At 43.1% G+C, this 17,704-nt stretch carries 14 protein-coding genes; 7 read left to right on the top strand and 7 right to left on the bottom strand.

The window, feature by feature from the left end:
• Positions 1 to 38: 38 nt before the first annotated feature.
• Positions 39 to 1,553 carry a MauE/DoxX family redox-associated membrane protein gene (locus tag IW18_RS01300; RefSeq protein WP_041515756.1) on the bottom strand — a complete coding sequence of 505 codons (1,515 nt, stop codon included), beginning with the start codon at positions 1,551 to 1,553 and terminating at the stop codon, positions 39 to 41.
• Positions 1,554 to 1,922: 369 nt separating this feature from the next.
• Here IW18_RS01300 and IW18_RS01295 point away from each other — a divergent pair, with 369 nt between their 5' ends.
• Entirely contained in the window at positions 1,923 to 2,216 is a 294-nt protein-coding gene (locus IW18_RS01295; RefSeq protein ID WP_041515755.1) for a DUF6965 family protein, read from the top strand.
• Positions 2,217 to 2,292: 76 nt separating this feature from the next.
• Here IW18_RS01295 and IW18_RS01290 read toward each other — a convergent pair whose 3' ends face one another.
• Positions 2,293 to 2,742, bottom strand: a complete 450-nt coding sequence (locus IW18_RS01290) for a response regulator (protein WP_041515754.1) — start codon at positions 2,740 to 2,742, stop codon at positions 2,293 to 2,295.
• Between the two features lie 433 nt (positions 2,743 to 3,175).
• Between IW18_RS01290 and dinB the strand changes: the two genes are divergently transcribed.
• The 4 genes from dinB to IW18_RS01265 all read left to right on the top strand — a co-directional run bounded on the left by dinB (position 3,176) and on the right by IW18_RS01265 (position 8,779).
• A complete protein-coding gene (dinB, locus tag IW18_RS22855; protein WP_084607889.1) occupies positions 3,176 to 4,357 on the top strand; it encodes a DNA polymerase IV in 1,182 nt (393 codons plus the stop codon).
• Positions 4,358 to 4,360: 3 nt separating this feature from the next.
• Positions 4,361 to 7,414, top strand: coding sequence for a DNA polymerase III subunit alpha (locus IW18_RS01280; RefSeq protein ID WP_041515752.1), 3,054 nt, complete (start codon positions 4,361 to 4,363; stop codon positions 7,412 to 7,414).
• Positions 7,415 to 7,706: 292 nt separating this feature from the next.
• Positions 7,707 to 8,330, top strand: coding sequence for an SOS response-associated peptidase (locus IW18_RS01270; protein WP_041515750.1), 624 nt, complete (start codon positions 7,707 to 7,709; stop codon positions 8,328 to 8,330).
• An 11-nt stretch (positions 8,331 to 8,341) separates the two neighbouring features.
• Positions 8,342 to 8,779, top strand: a complete 438-nt coding sequence (locus tag IW18_RS01265; RefSeq protein WP_041515749.1) for a hypothetical protein — start codon at positions 8,342 to 8,344, stop codon at positions 8,777 to 8,779.
• 23 nt (positions 8,780 to 8,802) lie between these two features.
• On the opposite strand, the gene IW18_RS01260 is transcribed toward IW18_RS01265, so the two are convergent.
• The 3 genes from IW18_RS01260 to IW18_RS01250 form a co-directional block, all read right to left on the bottom strand.
• Positions 8,803 to 9,234 carry a DUF1810 domain-containing protein gene (locus tag IW18_RS01260; RefSeq protein ID WP_041515748.1) on the bottom strand — a complete coding sequence of 144 codons (432 nt, stop codon included), beginning with the start codon at positions 9,232 to 9,234 and terminating at the stop codon, positions 8,803 to 8,805.
• A 73-nt stretch (positions 9,235 to 9,307) separates the two neighbouring features.
• A complete protein-coding gene (locus IW18_RS01255; RefSeq protein WP_041515747.1) occupies positions 9,308 to 9,700 on the bottom strand; it encodes a hypothetical protein in 393 nt (130 codons plus the stop codon).
• A gap of 65 nt (positions 9,701 to 9,765) precedes the next feature.
• On the bottom strand, positions 9,766 to 10,230 hold the full coding sequence (locus IW18_RS01250) for a hypothetical protein (RefSeq protein ID WP_041515746.1): 465 nt from the start codon (positions 10,228 to 10,230) through the stop codon (positions 9,766 to 9,768).
• A 441-nt stretch (positions 10,231 to 10,671) separates the two neighbouring features.
• Between IW18_RS01250 and IW18_RS01245 the strand changes: the two genes are divergently transcribed.
• Positions 10,672 to 11,073: a hypothetical protein gene (locus IW18_RS01245; RefSeq protein ID WP_041515745.1), complete on the top strand. Its 402-nt coding sequence runs from the start codon at positions 10,672 to 10,674 to the stop codon at positions 11,071 to 11,073.
• 4 nt (positions 11,074 to 11,077) lie between these two features.
• A complete protein-coding gene (locus IW18_RS23285; RefSeq protein WP_123902595.1) occupies positions 11,078 to 11,356 on the top strand; it encodes a hypothetical protein in 279 nt (92 codons plus the stop codon).
• Positions 11,357 to 11,420: 64 nt separating this feature from the next.
• Here the strand turns inward: IW18_RS23285 and IW18_RS01235 are convergent, their stop codons facing one another.
• Together IW18_RS01235 and IW18_RS01230 are read right to left on the bottom strand one after the other, a co-directional pair.
• Positions 11,421 to 16,541 (bottom strand): ATP-binding protein, encoded by a 5,121-nt coding sequence (locus tag IW18_RS01235; protein WP_041515743.1) that lies wholly within the window; start codon positions 16,539 to 16,541, stop codon positions 11,421 to 11,423.
• Positions 16,538 to 17,584: an MBL fold metallo-hydrolase gene (locus tag IW18_RS01230; protein WP_041515742.1), complete on the bottom strand. Its 1,047-nt coding sequence runs from the start codon at positions 17,582 to 17,584 to the stop codon at positions 16,538 to 16,540. The genes IW18_RS01235 and IW18_RS01230 overlap by 4 nt, the downstream gene beginning before the upstream one ends.
• Positions 17,585 to 17,704 lie beyond the last annotated feature (120 nt).

The raw sequence follows: 17,704 nt of genomic DNA, 5'->3' as shown, positions 1-17,704 counted from the left end.
TGATACCGGCCGGTATATCATAATGGCTGACTTTTATTTTATTCAGCACTTTTAATTTCTTTTTTAAGAATTGTCTTTAAGTCATAAAGCACTAACGAACTGCCTATAATAGCATACAACTGGTTTTTAGTTACCATAATGCTTTTTAGCTTTTCATTTTTGATCTTGTAAATTGGAAAACTCATTAAATAAGACTGTTTATTAACGTCATAAACATCAATTATAAAAGCCTGATCCCAGGTCTTTTCATCCTGAAATCTCCCTTTGATTTTCGAATAAATGAAAACAAGATTATTATGCACGGCTGCACCCGCATTCACTATATAAGGAGGAGCTGACATTTTTCTTTCCGTGCTATTTTTCAGATAAGAAACTTTTAACTTTGCATGGCTTGTGGTATCGATGGTATGAATCCGAGAAATCAGTTCAGCATTTTTTCCCGCAGTGATAAACTGATTGCGGTAAAAATAGACGTACACTATTTTTTGGCTGGTTTCGTCATACAAAAGCCTACCATCCGTATCAAAAACACCGTCGATTTGCTTTTGCAGCAACTTTGGATTATAGTTTGACTTGGACTTTTCATTATCAAAGACCCCAATGATGTTGGCAAGATCCTTTCCCTTGTTTGATCGAAGCACTATTCTGCTGCTGTCCAAAGGTTCTGCCTGATCAAAATAAGGCAGCCCATTGAATTTTTTAGGTACGTTCAAGTCTTTTAAGCTTCCGTTGAAAACTGCTGGAACAGAACCGTCTATCAAATAAAGGCATTGATCCATAACCCTTATTAATGGCCTTTGAAATAGTACATTTTTTTCAGTGAATATGATCCGTTCAACCTTTTTATTTTTCAAGTTTGTATCTGCAGATAAAAGCTGAAGCGGTGCTGTAGAATTGCCCAGATAAATACGTCCATTAGTAATCCCTGCAAAATAATAAGAGTTAAATTTTAAGTCCAATTTGCTATTAAACATTACCGCATGGCGCGGGTAACGCCTAATAAAAGGATTTTCATAATGCATCATCTGTTCTGACCAGATAAATAAAAAAATTACTATTGCGGTTCCTGATGCAATAATGCCAGCAATCCATTTCAAACTACGGCTGTAATCCCGGTTAGAAATTTGCTGATCCAGTTTTTCATGAAGCAGCATCGCCACTATTGCCAATAAAATAAACACTATATTAAAAATCAGATGGACATTCCAGCTCATTTTTTCTAATATCCCTCCGCATGAGCATGGTACAAATGAACTGTAGTGCAGCACTATAAATATATAAGCGGTGAACGTGGTCATAAGCGCCAGTGATAGTCTTAAAGCAGCTTTTCTTAATCGAGATACTGTTAACATCACCACTGCAATTAATTCCACTATTGGAACAGCATAACCTATCCACGATGCATGTGCACTTATCAAAGGCGATTGACCGATTTGAACTTGGAAATTTTCAAAATCCAGCAGCTTGCTCAAGGCCGCATACACAAAAAGAAGTATATAAAGCAGGCAGATCGTTTCAACTATAATACCTTTAAGAGAATCTGATATTTTCATGTCCAATACTTTTGCTGTACAGCATATTCCTTTAAATTCTGAGCAATTTTGCTTCTTGCAGAAAATGGCTGAGTCTGCGGTACATTTTCAAAGTGCCAAATTAGATCAAATGTATTGAGTGATTATTATGAAAATTCATCCATTATTTATAAAAAATGGTCTATTTTTCCTATAAGTATTCTTCTGCCTCCTCACTGCTAGGTCTTAAAGAAATATTCTTAAGGCATTAAAATGGGGCCGACTTTTAGCAAACCGCATGCAATTGGCTATCAAAACGTTGCTGGAAAACCGGATGAATCCGCAGCATATCAAGCGCCATGTTTCTTTTCTGCCCTTGGATGAGCGGGGCTTTTTGCCTAAATTTGCGGCATGAACCACGAAGAAATAAAACGCTATTTTGAAAGCAATCCACCGCCGAAGGAAGTAAGACTGACTGAATGGGCAAATATTACCGATACGCAGGTTTTTCTCAGGAGCTGCTACAGCACCATCAGAAACTTCAGCGGACCTGTGGACCGCTGCCCGGCATGGTGGCATCTCAGGGATTTTTATATTCTAATTAAAAAGACTGCCGCGCTGCAGGCTCCGGCACGGGAAGCAGCTGCGAATAATATTCAGGAAAATGCCTCTGATCAGGCGCTTTCAGAAGAAGCCGCTGTTTAAAATCGGCTTTCATTTATAAAATAACAGCCCTGAAGTGTGAACTGCAGGGCTGTATTTTTTTATGATCGACTCCTTCTCAAACCAGAAGGAATTCTGCTTTGTTTCTTCCCGCAATGCTCCAGTCCATTTCCATTATGCTCTGCAGAAGATCTTTAAGGGCCTTGAATGTGCTAGGCTTCACGGCATAATAATCGGCTCCCAGACCATAGGAGCGGTTTATGTTTTCAGCATTGCTGCTGGTGGAAAGCATAATCACTTTTACGCCGCTGAACGGCAGCGTTCCCCGCCGTATTTCCTCAAGGCATTCGAAACCGTTTTTAACGGGCATGTTGATGTCCAGAAAAATAATTTCAGGAAGACCTTCGACCGCCTGATTAAGGGCACTCAGAAGCTGCTGCCCGTCTTCGGCTGTATTGACAGTCACTGGAAGGCTGAGCTCCTGAACGGCATCGAGGAACAGCAGCCTGTCGTCCTCATCGTCATCTGCCAGATAGATAATCTTTTTGGAATTATATATTTGCGACATGGTTTCATGCTTTATGCTGCTGCAGAAGACAAGAATCTAAGAATCTGCAAAAAATACATATCAGGTACGTAAGAATTGAAAATCGATAAATAATCGAATTATATCCGTTTAGCGGTTAACAGACCTTAAATATACGGAATTTACCTGCATAATTTTCAGCAATTGAAGCAAAAGATTGAAAATTATAGAAGCAATAACACTTTATAACGTTTTTTTTTAAAGTCATTTAATCCTTTTAAAAATAAAAACAGCATTCTTTTCAGAATTCCCTATGCCGTAAATTCTGAATAAAGCCTTTCCGGCCTCTTTTTTCTTTTATGAATACCTGCTGAAAAATAAGGCTTTTTTAAAATTGTTGCTATTTGTAACATGATAACTTTTATAAAATGTTATTATCTGTACTAATTTTGATCTGTATAAAAATGAACAGACCATGAGCAGGGCAATTGTGCATATCGACATGAACACCTTTTTCGTATCGTGCGAAAGGCTTTCCAATTCAGAACTTAACGGCATTCCGCTGATCATAGGCGGCGGGGACAGGGGCGTTGTGGCATCCTGCTCCTACGAAGCCCGTAAATTCGGGGTGCGTTCGGCCATGCCCATACACATGGCCATGAAGCTCTGCCCTCAGGCCAAAATCATGAAGGGCGACATGGAGCTCTACTCGAGGCTCTCCCATGACATTACCGAAATCATCCAGGAAAAGGCGCCCGTGGTGGAAAAGGCCAGCATCGATGAATTCTATCTCGACATCACCGGCATGGACCGTTTCTACGGAAGCTACAAATGGACCGATGAGCTGGCGCAGCGAATCACAAAGGAAACGGGCCTGCCCCTCACCTTTGCCCTTTCGGTCAACAAGACCGTATCGAAAATCGGCACGGGCGAAGGCAAGCAGAAGCAGAACCTTGAAATCCCCGAGCATCTGGTGCAGTCCTTCCTGAACCCGCTCTCCATCCGCAAGATCCCCATGGTGGGGCAGAAAACCTTTGAGCTTCTTTCGCGCATCGGCATCCGCACCATCCGCACGCTCTCCGAAATGCCCGCCGAGTCCCTGCAACAGATGATCGGCAAAAACGGAACAGAACTCTGGAAGAAAGCCAACGGCATCGACAACACCCCTGTGGAGCCCTACACGGAAAGAAAGTCCATTTCCACCGAGCACACCTTCTCCCAGGACACGATTGATATACTGAAACTCAGCAGGATCCTGCAGGGAATGGTCGAAAAGCTGGCCTACCAGCTGCGCGCAGAAGAGTGGCTCGCCTCGACTGTGACCGTCAAAATACGCTATGCCAACTTTGATACCGAAACCAAACAGTCCCGTGTGCAGTATACCTCGGCCGACCATATCCTGAACCAGACAGTCGCAGATCTCTTTGAGAAGCTCTACCAGCGAAGGATGAGGCTGCGCCTAATCGGTGTGCGCTTCAGCGGCCTTGTCAGGGGAACCTACCAGATCGACCTGTTCAATGACACCGAGGAGATGCTTGCCCTGTATCAGGCAATGGACCGAATGAAGAGCCGCTACGGCTTTGATGCCGTGATGAGATGCGCCGGTGCATCTTTCAAGTCCAATAACAAAGACGAAATTTTAAAACGAAAAAAATAAATCATGTTTCTCAACTGCCACTCATTCCATTCCCTGCGCTACGGCACCATACCGCTGGATGATCTGATCAGGCAGGCAGCGGATTGCGGTGTCACGGCGGCAGCCTTGACCGATATCAATACCGTTACAGGGATTTATGATTTTATAAAAGGCTGCCAGGCTCTAGGCATAAAACCGCTTGTCGGGATAGAATTCCGCTGCAGCCATAAATTGCGCTATATCGGCCTTGCGCAGAATGCCGTGGGGCTCGCCCAGATGAACCGCTTTCTGACCGAACATAACTTTGAAAAGAAGCCGCTCCCCGAAACAGCGCCGTTCTTCTCGGATGTTTTCATCATCTATCCTCTGGAAAATGCGCCCGACGAGCTGCGGCATAATGAATACATAGGCATACGTCCCGACCAGCTGCAGAAGCTCGTCGTATCGCAGTGGAGAAGACGCCGCGCCGAAATGGTGATCCTCCAGCCGGTGGTATTCCGCACCAAAAGGGAATACAACCTGCACAGGATCCTGCGCGCGGTTGACCTCAATGAGCTTCTCTCCAAACTCGAACCTGACCACTGGTGCGGCAAATCGGATGTGATGATTCCGGAAGCGGAACTTATCGCACTGTATGAAGATTATCCCGAAATCATCCAGAATACAAGGCATATCATCGAGCGCTGTAATTTTCAGTACGATTTTGAAAGTCCGAAAAACAAAAGGCATTACACCAAAAGTAAAAAAGGGGATATTGCCCTTCTGACCACCCTTGCCGAAGAAGGCCTGGTACGGAGATATGGGCGCCATAATGCAGAAGCAAAAGCGCGTGTGGAGAAAGAGCTGAAAGTCATCAATGACCTTGAATTCAGCGGCTACTTTCTGATCACCTGGGACATCATACGCTACAGCACCTTCTGCGGCTTCCTTCATATCGGAAGGGGCTCGGGCGCGAACAGCATCATTGCCTACTGTCTGGGAATAACCGACATCTGCCCATTGGAGCTTGACCTGTATTTCGAGCGCTTTTTGAATGAGAACCGCAAAAGCCCTCCCGACTTCGATATCGACTGGTCGTGGAAAGAGCGCGATGTGATCCTGAAATACATCTCAAACCGATACGGAAGCGACTATGTGGCATTCTGCGGGACTAATGTTGAATTCAAATACCGCTCGATTTTCCGCGAGGTCGGAAAGGTCTTCGGCCTGCCTAAAGACGAGCTGGATATGCTGGCGAAAAATCCAATGAAGCTCCACCAGACCAACTCAATTGTAAAGCTGGTTCAGGAATACGGCATGATGCTCGAAAAATACCCCAATATGAGAAGCATGCATTCCTGCGGGATATTGATTTCCGAAGAGCCGCTGACCAATTACACCCCTCTGGAAATGCCCCCGAAAGGATTCCCCATTGTGCTCTTTGATATGCATACGGCAGAGGATATCGGTTTTGACAAGTTTGACATCCTCAGCCAGCGGGGCATCGGGCATATTGACGATACCGTGAAGATTATTGAGAAGAACAGAGGAATCCGGATCAATATCCGCGACACGAGAATCTCAAAAAACGAACCCTCCGCAAACGTCTATCTGGCCGAAGGGAGAACCATAGGATGCTTCTATATCGAGAGCCCTGCGATGCGGGGGCTTTTGCGCCGTCTGAAATGCGATAATTATAAAACCCTTGTTGCTGCCTCTTCGATCATCCGTCCAGGAGTGGCGCAGTCGGGAATGATGAAGGAATACATATTCCGCCATAACAACCCGTCAAAATTTGAATACTTTCACCCGGTCTTTGAAAAGGAGCTCGGAGAAACCTACGGCATTATGGTGTATCAGGAAGACGTGATCAAAATTGCCCTGCATTACGGCGGGCTGTCGGCAGCGGACGGCGATATCCTAAGGCGTGCCATGTCGGGCAAGGGACGCTCTAAAGCGGCGCTCCAGAAAGTGAAGGACGATTTTTTTATTTCGGCGGCCGCAAAAGGGCATCCCGAAGCGCTGAGCCAGGAAATCTACCGCCAGATCGAATCCTTTGCAGGCTATTCCTTCTGTAAGGCCCACTCCGCATCCTATGCCGTGGAGAGCTACCAGAGCCTTTATCTGAAGGTGCACTACCCTATTGAATTTATGGTTGCCGTAATCAATAATCAGGGAGGGTTCTACAGAACTGAAATCTATGTGCACGAAGCCAGAATGGCCGGCGCTGTTATCCATACCCCCTGCGTGAATAAAAGCGGATACGAGACCGCTCTTTACGGCACCGATATCTATCTGGGATTTATGCACCTGCAGGGCCTGGATTCCAAACTATCGCTGTTCATCGCTGCTGAGCGCGAGAGAAACGGCATCTATAAATCGCTGGAAGATTTTATAAACAGGGTGCCGATGGGAATTGAGAATGTAAAGACACTTATTTTTATCGGCGCTTTCCGTTTTACGGGAAAAACCAAAAACCAGCTTCTGGTGCAGGTAAGCCTTTTGATGAATAATTTCAAGCCAGCAAATCGCGGGCTTATGCTCATTGAACAGCCTGCAAAGGAATTTAAGCTGCCTGTTCTGGAGCGCTCGATTTTTGAGGATGCCTTTGATGAAATCGAGCTTTTGAATTTCCCGGTTTCCTGCACCGTTTTTGATCTGCTCAAAACCAGATACCGAGGGGATGTGATGGTTCGGGATTTGTTAAAATACCATAAGAAGGAAGTTCGCATGCTTGCCTATCTCATCTCGACAAAACAGGTGCCTACAAAAAGGGGCAATATGTATTTCGGGACATGGATCGATCATGAGGGAGCCTATTTTGATACGGCGCATTTCCCGGACAGTCTTGTAAATAATCCTTTTCAGGGAGGCGGATGCTACCTGCTTTTGGGCACAGTGGAAGTTGACTATCATTTCCCTACGATCACCATTTCCAGAATGGCGAAAATGCCATTTATACCTGATCCGAGATATTCGGACTCGGAAAAAAGGTATTCCACACAGCACAATATCAAACAGGATGTCAGCAGCACCCACCGCCAGCCTTATCCGCAGGATCACGAAATTAATCTGCCGCGCCACAGAATGAAATTTTGAATATTTAGTTATGCAATGTCCTAAGAATGAACTAAATTTGATAGAAAAGCAGAAACAGAAAGAGGAAAACAAGCATGCCGTACATCAGTTTTCTGCTGTTTCTTTTTCTAAGCTTTTGTTTTCGCTTTTCATTTTCTTTAATAAGCCTTTCGATGCGTTTAATGTCTATTGGGTAAGATTCCATAAGATCGTTTATTCAAACTTAAGCCGTATGAAAAAGACTAAAGCCCTTAAAAGGGCAAATTAGAATCAGGATAAGACATTTTTAAAACAGCCTTTAAAACGGAATATTATGTGTTATTATACCCAGCAGAATGCCTCCATAGAAGATCTCAAAAGACGCTTTAATGCGGAACTCGACAATGAGGAAACCTATCTGCAGTCGGATTTTATAAACGGGTTCTCCCATCCAAATATCCCTGTGATACTAAATTCCTCTCCGCATCTGATCACAACGGATTACACCTGGGGATTGCTGCCTTCCTGGGCAAAGGACATCGAGTTCAGGAAAAACACTCTCAATGCCCGCATTGAATCCATTGACGAGAAAGCATCATTCAAGAATATAACACATAACCGATGCCTGATAATCGCATCTGCCTATTACGAATGGCACTGGAATGATGAGAAGGGAAAAAGCAAGGACAAGTACCAGATCAATTCGCAGGATGATGAAATCTTTACGTTTGCCGGCCTGTATTCCTCCTGGACGGATCCCCTAACAAATGAAATTAAAAACACCTACACCATGGTGACCACAAAAGCAAATGGCCTGATGCAGTACATCCATAACCATAAGCTCAGAATGCCCATTATGCTCAAACGACAGGACGAATCCGCATGGCTGGACCAGTCGGTGAAAATCGAGGATTTCGCCTTTCCCTATCAGGGAAACCTGGTCGGCTTTCAAATCTAACAGATACTGCTATGGAAATCGATAAGTTTAACGGAGTCACAGACTCTGAATTTATAGAATACTTTAAAATTGACCTTCATTCCCGAATGGAGATCATCAATTACACCTATCCCTATGAACTCCTTGACGAAGACGGCGGCTTCGGCGAGCATGTGCAAAGATGTGTCGGGCTGCTGAAAGACTACATCATCGTCTGCCACAGGGAGGCAAAAGCTGCCTTAAGGTGGCAGCAGAAAGAGGCTCTGGAAAATGATGGCGAGCCAGGCACCGAAATGGAATTGGGGCAGATGGTCCAGGAAACTCCCGAGGAAAAAACCAATAGGCTGGAAATGGAAAAGAATCAGGAAAAGGAAGAGTCGGCAGCCAAGTACAGGGAGCTGAGCAATGAGATAAATTGCCTGATCGACGGGCACCGCGAGAAGGTAAAAATTATCTACGTCGACCTGTGAGGTTTGGATAGAATCATTAGAACCTAATTTTGAGTCCCGAGAATGGAAATTGTTTTCTCATCCAAAATGCCGCCATAGTATTTCTGAAGCACTTTTCCGAAGACCGGATCCGCATCGGCAATCCTGCTGAACAGCGTCATGCAGGACCTGAGCTTCCGCTGGTCAGGCTTTCCGAAAATCTCCAGCGCGGTTTTTCCGTTCAGTCCCAGGACCGCCTGTGAAACCTCGACAAGACGTTTGCCCAGCACCGGATCGTTAAGATATTCCCTGGCTTCGTCCAGGTCTTTTAGGCCAAAATATACATTATAGTCCGTAAAACCCAGACCCCTGATCTGCGGGAAGACAAACCACATCCAGTGGCTCTGCTTGCGTCCGCTTCTGATTTCTTCCAATGCCCGGGCGTAGGTGTCCTGCTGCGCGCTGATAAATCTTTCAATGCCGTCTTCTGGATTCATCTCTCCTCTATTTTAAATTTATAATTGGCCTGCTTGATCCTTTTGCGCAAAGAACAGCAGTGAGGAACGATTTTCAGAACACTTCCTGATACAGAAGCTCGATTGTCACCTCTCTTTTTGCGGATCCCTCCTCCACGAAGATCGTGGCCCATCTTGGCTCGAAATTTTCGACCAAGAAATGGAAGGCGCTCATTATTTCATCCGCCGCACTCTCCAGATCGATGCCAAGATTCTTTTCATATCCGATGATACGGTAGAAGATGCCGTTCTCCAGCAGCTCATCCTGACCGTCTGCCGTGTTGTCCGGTGCCGGTCCAAAACAGAAAATTTCTGTGCCTCCGAAACCAAGCACACCGGCTAAATGGCTGCGGACCGATAAAAACAGGGTCTCGTCACTCAGGCCGTAAGGCACGTCCAGCTCTCCGGCTCTAACGGTCAGCGCTAAATCTTCAAAATGCAGTTCCATAAATCGAAAATTAAGAGATTAAAAGGACGGCATATGATCCGAAAATCTCACCAGAAAATCCGAAATCAGTCTAGGATGCCTTTCCCGAAAACCTTCTCAATCTGATAGATATAGCTCTCCAATATCGGGCTGGACAGAAAAAAACGGCTCACTGCTGTGGCCTTTGCATCGGTCTTCTGGCTGTCAAAGGAGCGTTCCAGCAGTGTGGTATAGTCTCTTAGCTGGTCCTTGTCCAATATTTTTCGCAGGTTCCTTTCCGTATTTACGTAGGACTTGAGCATCGGAAAATCATTGTTGTCGTCCGTTTCATAGCGCTCGAGTCCGGACTTTATATCATCATATTCTTCTTTGAAGAGGCTCAGGACATCCTTCATATTATGCGCGTAAAATATGTTGGGAATGAGTCCCGCCTTATACTCTGCATAATGCTGCTGTGATGCGGCGGGGCTTTCCAGGTACTTCTCAAAGGTCTGTATCCTGAAAATATAATCCGTTTCAAAAATATTACGGTCCTGATAATCAATATCCATACTGTACTGTATTAGTTCTTATGCCTAAAGTTAGCTAATTTTTTAATTCCAGCCTTCTAAAAAAACGATCTGCACAGTAATTAAAATTCGGCAGTTTTAAATCCGCTGTTTAGTCCATGCCCGTTTCTGCGGGAAATGAAAAGAAGCTCTGCCGATACTAGCGGATCAAAATCCACCTGCTTTCTTCATTGGGTGATTCACCCAAAAATCCAGAAGATATGAACGAATATTCGTATCTTCAGCCATAAATTTAAAATTGGCGTAATACGGAAAACCGTAACCTCGAGATTATTATAGGGCTATATTTACAGAATAAATCTGCTGTTGTGCTTTAAACAGCAGGCAATAATGCCGAGAAAATTTAATTCCTGATCTTATTTCAAATCGTGTATCAAACTTTAGATCAGAAGGATATATTTTATTAACGTAAAAGAAGGTTAAATGAAAAAAGAAACGCTGCTGCCCATACTGGCGGTTATAATGTCGTGCAGTTCGAAACCGGGCTATGGCAAAATGGTTGAAACCACTTATAATTTAAATGCAGGGGCAGTTAACCGCATCATGAGCTCGGACACCGCTTCTGCAGATTACATTACAGTTGAAAAACAGGGAAATATTTTTATATTTGAAAACACACATAATTCCATATTTAAGGTTTCAAAAAATCCTGCCAAAATTGAAATTATTGATGCTCAGGACAAAACCTCCACCTACATGGAAGAAAGAGGCTATAAGATCACAGCTAAAAAAAACAGCGATACTTTAATTATCCGTTTTTTCCCAACCGGATCTACGCCGGCATCGGTGTTTAAATTTGGAATTGAATATAAATTTTACAAGTAATACCATGAATGAACTAATCTGCCACTTTTTATGTGCGCTTACTGATCAGGAGATTGTAAATCTGTTTAATGGATGCATCTCGGCTCCGAATCCTGATAATGCATATGCCTTAATTTATAATTCAGCAGACCCGCAGTTTTATTTTACGGATACCTTCAATGAAGACGTTAAGCCAAATTCCCATTATATTGTAGTTGGACTGTTTTATCTCCATGAGATTAACGACCTGTCTGCACTAAAGGCAAAGATACAGTCATTAAAGACAAAATGGTGCGGTTCATAAATACCGTGAATCTTTTTTATCTTTTCTGTATTTTTTTCCGAGTTACTGAAAAATGTCACCAATTTTACGGCAGTCCTTTTGAAGATATGAAATCTTCACGGATTATATAAGCTGTGGAAGAAGCGCTCTGATCTATCAGCTTGTCCAGCAGCGCAATAAAATCATTCCTTAATCTGGCAGATGCCGTGATTTCTCTTCTCATGCGGCCGTCGTAATAGGTCTGGATAATAATTTTTTCAAGATAAAAATCCCAGTCTTTATTTCCGGGCCACTCTTTTTTAATGCGTTCAGCCAGCCAGCTGACAGCGTCAGGCATTAATTCCTCAAATCCAATGCCGGCTGTTAATCTTCCGGAAGATTCAAGATCTCCCCCCTGGAGTATAAAAGTTTCAAAAAAATGCTTTTTATTTTTTAGGGGATTCCAATCTAACTGCGTTAAGGAAAGTATGCGATGGTTGAATAGAAAGGCTTTATCAAAAATAAACATCTTAGCCGTTAAAATCTTATGGCTTAAATAACTCCATAAAATCCAGAAATTTGCCGCTTTGGATTCATCATTTAAAAACTGGTTTACCACTTCCTCCAGGCACTTAACGGTAAAATCATATCTTTTATCGGAATAAAAGATTTTTACGCCATCTGCATAAGCCCAGTCAATTAATGCTTTAAAGTTCTCAATTGCAGTATCCTCAGGCTGGCTGAGTAAAAACAGTGCAAATTTTTCTTGAAAAAACTGCTGCAGGGTATGATGGATCGTGTCGTCATATGGATCGGAATCTTTTGCAAAGGTTTCAAAAATGAAACTCAAGACATTCTTGAAATAGTCCCGAAGAATTTTGAGTTCTGTTTCAGCCGGCACCAGTTTTAAAGCTTCGAAAAGCCAGTCGCCTGCATTTGACTGATATTCAGGAATTGCAATCTGCACTGGGGTTTCCTCTTTAGCGACCCTATTCATAATGGCATCAATAGCGGCGCTGTATTGTTTAAGGGCATCGTTGTATTTGATATGCCCAGCAATGCGGCCTTTGGGTTTATAATGGGGATTTATTTTTAACCTTATTCTATAATGTGCTGTTTTTATAATGGAAAATAAATTTCTTTTATAAGATTTATATCCGCTTAAATGCTCCAGCCTGTGCTTAAGGTGCGAGAATTTTGAATACTCCACAATGCAGAAGATGCAGTTTAATACAAAACCGGGATCATGCTTCCATAGGTAGCTGTTAATTGACGCTCTCAGGGAATTGTGCTCGGATCTCTGATGAAAATGCGTTAAGTAATAAAGAATATTCTGCTTGTACATCTTCTTTTGCGTCTCATCCGACTTGAGCATCAAAATTGGAACAACAGAAAAGGCAGCTTCTGTTTCATACACCGTGTATTTGGAATTCGTAAAATCCATTAGCCTATTTTCGAAAAGTTCGTATTTAAAGAGCTCGTTTACTTTTGTTTCACACCATTCTCTTTCTGCTGCGCTTAATGACCTATAGAAATCCCTGATTCCCATTGCAGCCACCAGCACGGGCTGGTTATGCATCTTGGAGATGTTTTTATTATCCTGGGCATCCACAGAGATTTTGTGGAACTCCGACCATTTTTCATAACTGTCCTCTTCCACGGTTTCATGCTTAAATTTCTGCATGCACCAGTATGCTGCATAAGAAACGGTATGGTTCTCTTCCTGCTTCGTCTTATTTTCCTCGACAACCTTTTGCAAGTCATCCTCCAGTTGTGTTTCTAACAGATAGCCGTTTTCAACTTCCTTTACTATTCTTAATTTTCTGCGGTCTATCCGGGCAAGTGCAAAACGCCAGTTTTGGTCTGTCGGGTTTTCCAGATTAAAATTATCTATGATCCCAAAGATTTCGGTTTGAAACTCGCCAAGGCTAAGGTTTATAACCAGATCTTCAATGCTTTTGCTTCTATGCTTTAGTGTTTGGAAATTCTGCAGCTGCAGGTGGCGCAGCTGGCGGTGCTTTTTATAGCTCAGAGGACTGTAGGCTTCTGATTCTTTAAGGCACCTGTGGAAATCCAGATGATAAATCTCCCTTATTTTCAGTAAAGGAAAAATTCTTCTTCCGGCAAGATCCATATGCTCATTAGCGACACTTATAAGCACTGCCGACCCCATGACGCTGTTGCATCTGGTTAAAAAAGCCTCAAAGGTGTAGTCCCAGGAAGCCTTTAAAAATTTAGTGTACTGGTCATGCTTGTTCTCTTTTATATCTCGGCCGATCTGCAGCAGATAGCACTCGGCTGCCATTAGGCAGGATTTCAGAACATCGGGCGAATTAAAATAGGTTCCTCTGAACATCATCCATAATGAAGGGCTGGCATGCTGTTTAATCTCTCTTCCGTCGTCCATTATAACAGTTATCTGCGAACGGTGGTCGGCAGGATGCAGAAATTCATTGTCCCGGCCGAAATCGGACTTGATATAGGAATCGGCAGCGTGATTAAATAGCTTCACTAAAAAATCTACAGTTGCAAAGGGAGAATACAGCAGAAGGTTCAATATAGGCGTTTCATAAGGGCTTCCAGGTGAATAATGCCTTTCTGTGCTCCTTCTGAAGCCGAAATCCTGTTCAGTGTGCATCATCGACCGGTGGTACGGCCCCAGGATGGACTGCCTCTTCATTTCTGCAATCTGCTCAGGAGTCGGCGGATAATAAAACCATTTGCTTTCTGCAATTTCAAGGACAAGTTCAGGATAATTTTTGCATATTTTCTGCCCTTCGTACCCGTCAAGGGCATACTCTAAAATCTTGTCATACAGATTGCCGATTTCAAAATCAGCATCCCTGTTTTTATTTCTAAACGCATCCTCTATTAATGATTTCAATTCATCTTTGACAAAGTCAGACAGACGGAAAAGCATTAATATTCCATTTTCAAGATTCTCAGTTTTAGCCCTTCCCTGGCCAGATGGGACACCTGATGTAAAATTACTGTAAAACCATATTAAAATTTTAGCCGCATGCTCGGCCTCGGCAGGAAACGGTCCGTTTTTTTTCAGGCCTTTCTCCCACTGCAGCAGCATTGATAGTATCAATCTCATCTGTGGCTGCAGCAGATTCAGGTTTAAGAAAATAAATTCAATGAGATTGGCCCATACTTCACCGTAGGGAACCAGATTGATATTGTGATATACCTGAGTCCTTTTGTCCACATCCAATGCGTTCAGGAGGGAAAAATCCGGCTTCTGGCAAGAAACCCGAACTAAAAAAATTATCCTTATGAAATATTTAAACTGATCTAAAAATAGAAAATCCTTGTTTTCCCGCAGAAAATCACTGCTGTAATGCGACTGCATGACAGCAACTAATATTTCATCCTTCCAGTAGTTTTGGATTGCCGAATCGTTGAGGGTTGATTTTACGAGCTGGCCTGCAGATCCGTCCATTGCCTGTATTTTTTCTGATATCCAGATTCTGAAGGCTCGCCGGACTGCCGGAGCGGTTCCTATTGCATCATAAAAAGCGCCGTAATTGTCCTCTTCAGCAATGTACTGCAGATAATTGCTGTCAATATGCCTTGTCAATGCCCAGTCCTCATAGATGTCATGAGCTGCCGCAAAGCTTCTTCTGTATACCGGTTCGGGATCAATAATATGGTCAGCGGTCAGCTCGTGAAGTATGTCAGCACGTGCGTGCTCAACAGTTGCATATGCGCTCATTGCCGATGCCCTCTTCAGGGCAATTTCCATAAATGTCTCACCGCGCAGCTGTCTTTTTCGGGGATCTGATTCCTTTTCGCGCCCTTCAATCACATATTCCCACATGATCTGTTTGAACCTTGCTTCAGTATCAATATCATCTTTTACCGAATTCTGAGGTAAAGACACTGCCTTATCCAGATTAAAGGGAATCTGGAGAACTTTCAAAAGGGATTTATTTTTTGCTAACGTTCTCAGCATCGGATAGCTCTCAGCGATGCATTCCAGCTCCGCTGCATCAAGCGCAGGCACATCAAAATCGGGAAAAGCGGGAAACTGCCTTAAAAAACGGATTTTTAAATGCTCGGCCGCATAGCTCCTGCAGGTAAACACTAATGTAATATTCTCTCTTTTAAAAAGCAGTTCAAAAAAATCCAATATTGTCTCAGCATTATCCGTTTCAAGTATTTTTTCGATGCTATCTATAAGGAAAATTTTCTTTTTACCGAATTGCGGGGAATCAAGAACCTCTGAAAGGGATATGCCAAAGCAGAAGGGCTTATCTGCAAATATCTCCTCGATGCTTTTTTTGTCCAGCTGCTCGCCCTGAAAAGCAAATATTTCAAAATCGCTTTTTAGTCCATCCAAAATCTTCTTAACCATCGCCGATTTTCCGCTTCCCGGCTTTCCTGTAAATATTGCCAGCTTGCCGTTTTTTATAACTTCCAAAGCAGCGGCTGAAATTTCGGTCCTCGGCAGGTTGACTTTTCCAACGCTGTCTCGTATTCTTGAAAGCACCCTGAAAGAATTTTCATTAAGCTTTTCAGCTGCTTCAAGCACAGTAGGGTCTGTCTCTATCTGCAGCAATGATAAAAGGGGCAGCGATCTTGACGCCAGAAGATCATTTACCAGAGAAAGATCGATCCCCAATATTCTTTTATTTTTTGTCTCATAGGCAAGAAATAGGCCGCAGCAGAAATATCTGTCATTCACTTTAACAAATACCGGACTTCCCGAATAGCCTTCCACAAGGTTGTCGTCATTGTACTCCCCGGTCAGGGGATCTGATACTTCAATCTGTATCTGCCTTTCGTAATCTCTATCCTTAAGGGGCATCAAATGGTGCAGCGTTCTTTTTAATTGATTAAGAACCACTTTAGGAAAACCTGTTATCTCAAGCTCATGGACTTTAGCCGGCACCAGGCAGATTTCAGGGCATTTATCATAGTTAAGCGATACGGGAAGGAATTGCTTTTTGACTATCAGTACTCCTATATCTTCACTTGCATTGTTTTCGCCAAATAATATTACATCCCCATCATGCAGCTTATACTCAGACCATCCATTATCAGTAAGAAATCCGACTGACAGCTCATTGCAATCCCATGCAATCCCATTATCCCCAACCAGAGCATGTCTTGCCGTAAAAACATAGGCCTCTTCTGATTGGCCGGCCGGCGAATATATAAGTCCGCTGCTGAATCCCTGGGGATTTTCAATTCTTACTATAAAATCTTTCTCTGCTGTCATCCTATTTCAAAGTGAAGGTGGCTGTTTCCCGGCTGGGGAAATATTAGATTAGTATTAAATTCTGGATCTGCTTTAAAAATGTTCCTTGTAAGTTCATTTTCCTGCGTGATAAAAAAATTGATGTTTTTATCGGGATTGGCGCGAAGCACTTTCACTAAAGTTTCCTTGTTGGGCAGATTTGAACGGTTATATCCATCTGCTGAAATAATGTAATTTTCGCAGTCAACCAGCTCCAGTAGAGCATTGCTTGTATTATACCTGCTTCCGTGATGGGGAATCTGCATATGCTTTAGCTTGATCTTCTGCCCTCCGAATTTTCTCCTGATAGCCGAGACAAGTACATCAGGATGGCTGTCGGCAGTAAACAGAAATGATTCGCCGTTGAACTGCAGCATAAAACTTATGCTTGATCCGTTTTCCACCGAAACATCCTTCACTTCCCTGGAAGTGTCGAAATCTTCAATCCTCCTGCCGTAGTCATTATTTCTAATGCTTTTTAAAGATGAAGGCTCCTTATCCCTCATTTTCACTTCCTCATTTTTCCACAGCTTGAGAAGCGAATTGTATTTTGCATTGTCGGGAGACAGGATAATCAATTTGGCTCCCCATAAATCAATCAGGGGGTGGCTGTCGGTTATGTCCTGTTTTACATGTGAATGGGCTGCAAGGTACTCCCTAAGGGTAATGCCCTGCTTGACATTTTTTAAGTTATTGCTCCGGATGCCGGTGTCATAGTCCCAGTTGGAATAATTGAACCAGAAAGTGGTTCTGGAGAGATCCACGGCTTTCAGAAGGTCAGCATCTTTAAGAAGACGGAGAATTCCGCCTATATGATCATCATCAATGTGGGTGATGATCCATATATCAATTATTTCTTTTCTGACGTTGGCTATTTCATGCAATCTCTTTCTGAGCCCTGACTCATAAAGGCGGCTCTTCTCGCTGCCGCCGTCAATTATGATGTTGTGCGTTTTATCATCAGTGCCTTTAAAATTAATATGGATGGCATCCGCACAGCCTGCATCCAGAAAATCAATGTTCATCAATGCGCCAAAAGTTTTTAGTAAGATTTTTTATAAAATTACAATTATTTGCAGCATGTGCAACCTTAAAACCAAAAAGTGCTTCTGCCTTCACAACCGAAGCAGCTTTTATTTGAAAAT

Source organism: Flavobacterium hibernum (assembly GCF_000832125.1).
In the GTDB taxonomy this organism is placed as follows: domain Bacteria; phylum Bacteroidota; class Bacteroidia; order Flavobacteriales; family Flavobacteriaceae; genus Flavobacterium; species Flavobacterium hibernum.
This window is presented reverse-complemented; position numbering and strand designations above follow the sequence as displayed.

Bases quoted from the DNA above. Each gene is read 5' to 3' on its own strand.
- dinB (WP_084607889.1), top strand. From the start codon at position 3,176: ATGAGCAGGGCAATTGTGCATATCGACATGAACACCTTTTTCGTATCG.
- IW18_RS01295 (WP_041515755.1), top strand. From the start codon at position 1,923: ATGAACCACGAAGAAATAAAACGCTATTTTGAAAGCAATCCACCGCCG.
- IW18_RS01280 (WP_041515752.1), top strand. From the start codon at position 4,361: ATGTTTCTCAACTGCCACTCATTCCATTCCCTGCGCTACGGCACCATA.
- IW18_RS01230 (WP_041515742.1), bottom strand. From the start codon at position 17,584: ATGAACATTGATTTTCTGGATGCAGGCTGTGCGGATGCCATCCATATT.
- IW18_RS01270 (WP_041515750.1), top strand. From the start codon at position 7,707: ATGTGTTATTATACCCAGCAGAATGCCTCCATAGAAGATCTCAAAAGA.
- IW18_RS01290 (WP_041515754.1), bottom strand. From the start codon at position 2,742: ATGTCGCAAATATATAATTCCAAAAAGATTATCTATCTGGCAGATGAC.
- IW18_RS01300 (WP_041515756.1), bottom strand. From the start codon at position 1,553: ATGAAAATATCAGATTCTCTTAAAGGTATTATAGTTGAAACGATCTGC.
- IW18_RS01265 (WP_041515749.1), top strand. From the start codon at position 8,342: ATGGAAATCGATAAGTTTAACGGAGTCACAGACTCTGAATTTATAGAA.
- IW18_RS01255 (WP_041515747.1), bottom strand. From the start codon at position 9,700: ATGGAACTGCATTTTGAAGATTTAGCGCTGACCGTTAGAGCCGGAGAG.
- IW18_RS01250 (WP_041515746.1), bottom strand. From the start codon at position 10,230: ATGGATATTGATTATCAGGACCGTAATATTTTTGAAACGGATTATATT.
- IW18_RS01245 (WP_041515745.1), top strand. From the start codon at position 10,672: ATGAAAAAAGAAACGCTGCTGCCCATACTGGCGGTTATAATGTCGTGC.
- IW18_RS23285 (WP_123902595.1), top strand. From the start codon at position 11,078: ATGAATGAACTAATCTGCCACTTTTTATGTGCGCTTACTGATCAGGAG.
- IW18_RS01235 (WP_041515743.1), bottom strand. From the start codon at position 16,541: ATGACAGCAGAGAAAGATTTTATAGTAAGAATTGAAAATCCCCAGGGA.
- IW18_RS01260 (WP_041515748.1), bottom strand. From the start codon at position 9,234: ATGAATCCAGAAGACGGCATTGAAAGATTTATCAGCGCGCAGCAGGAC.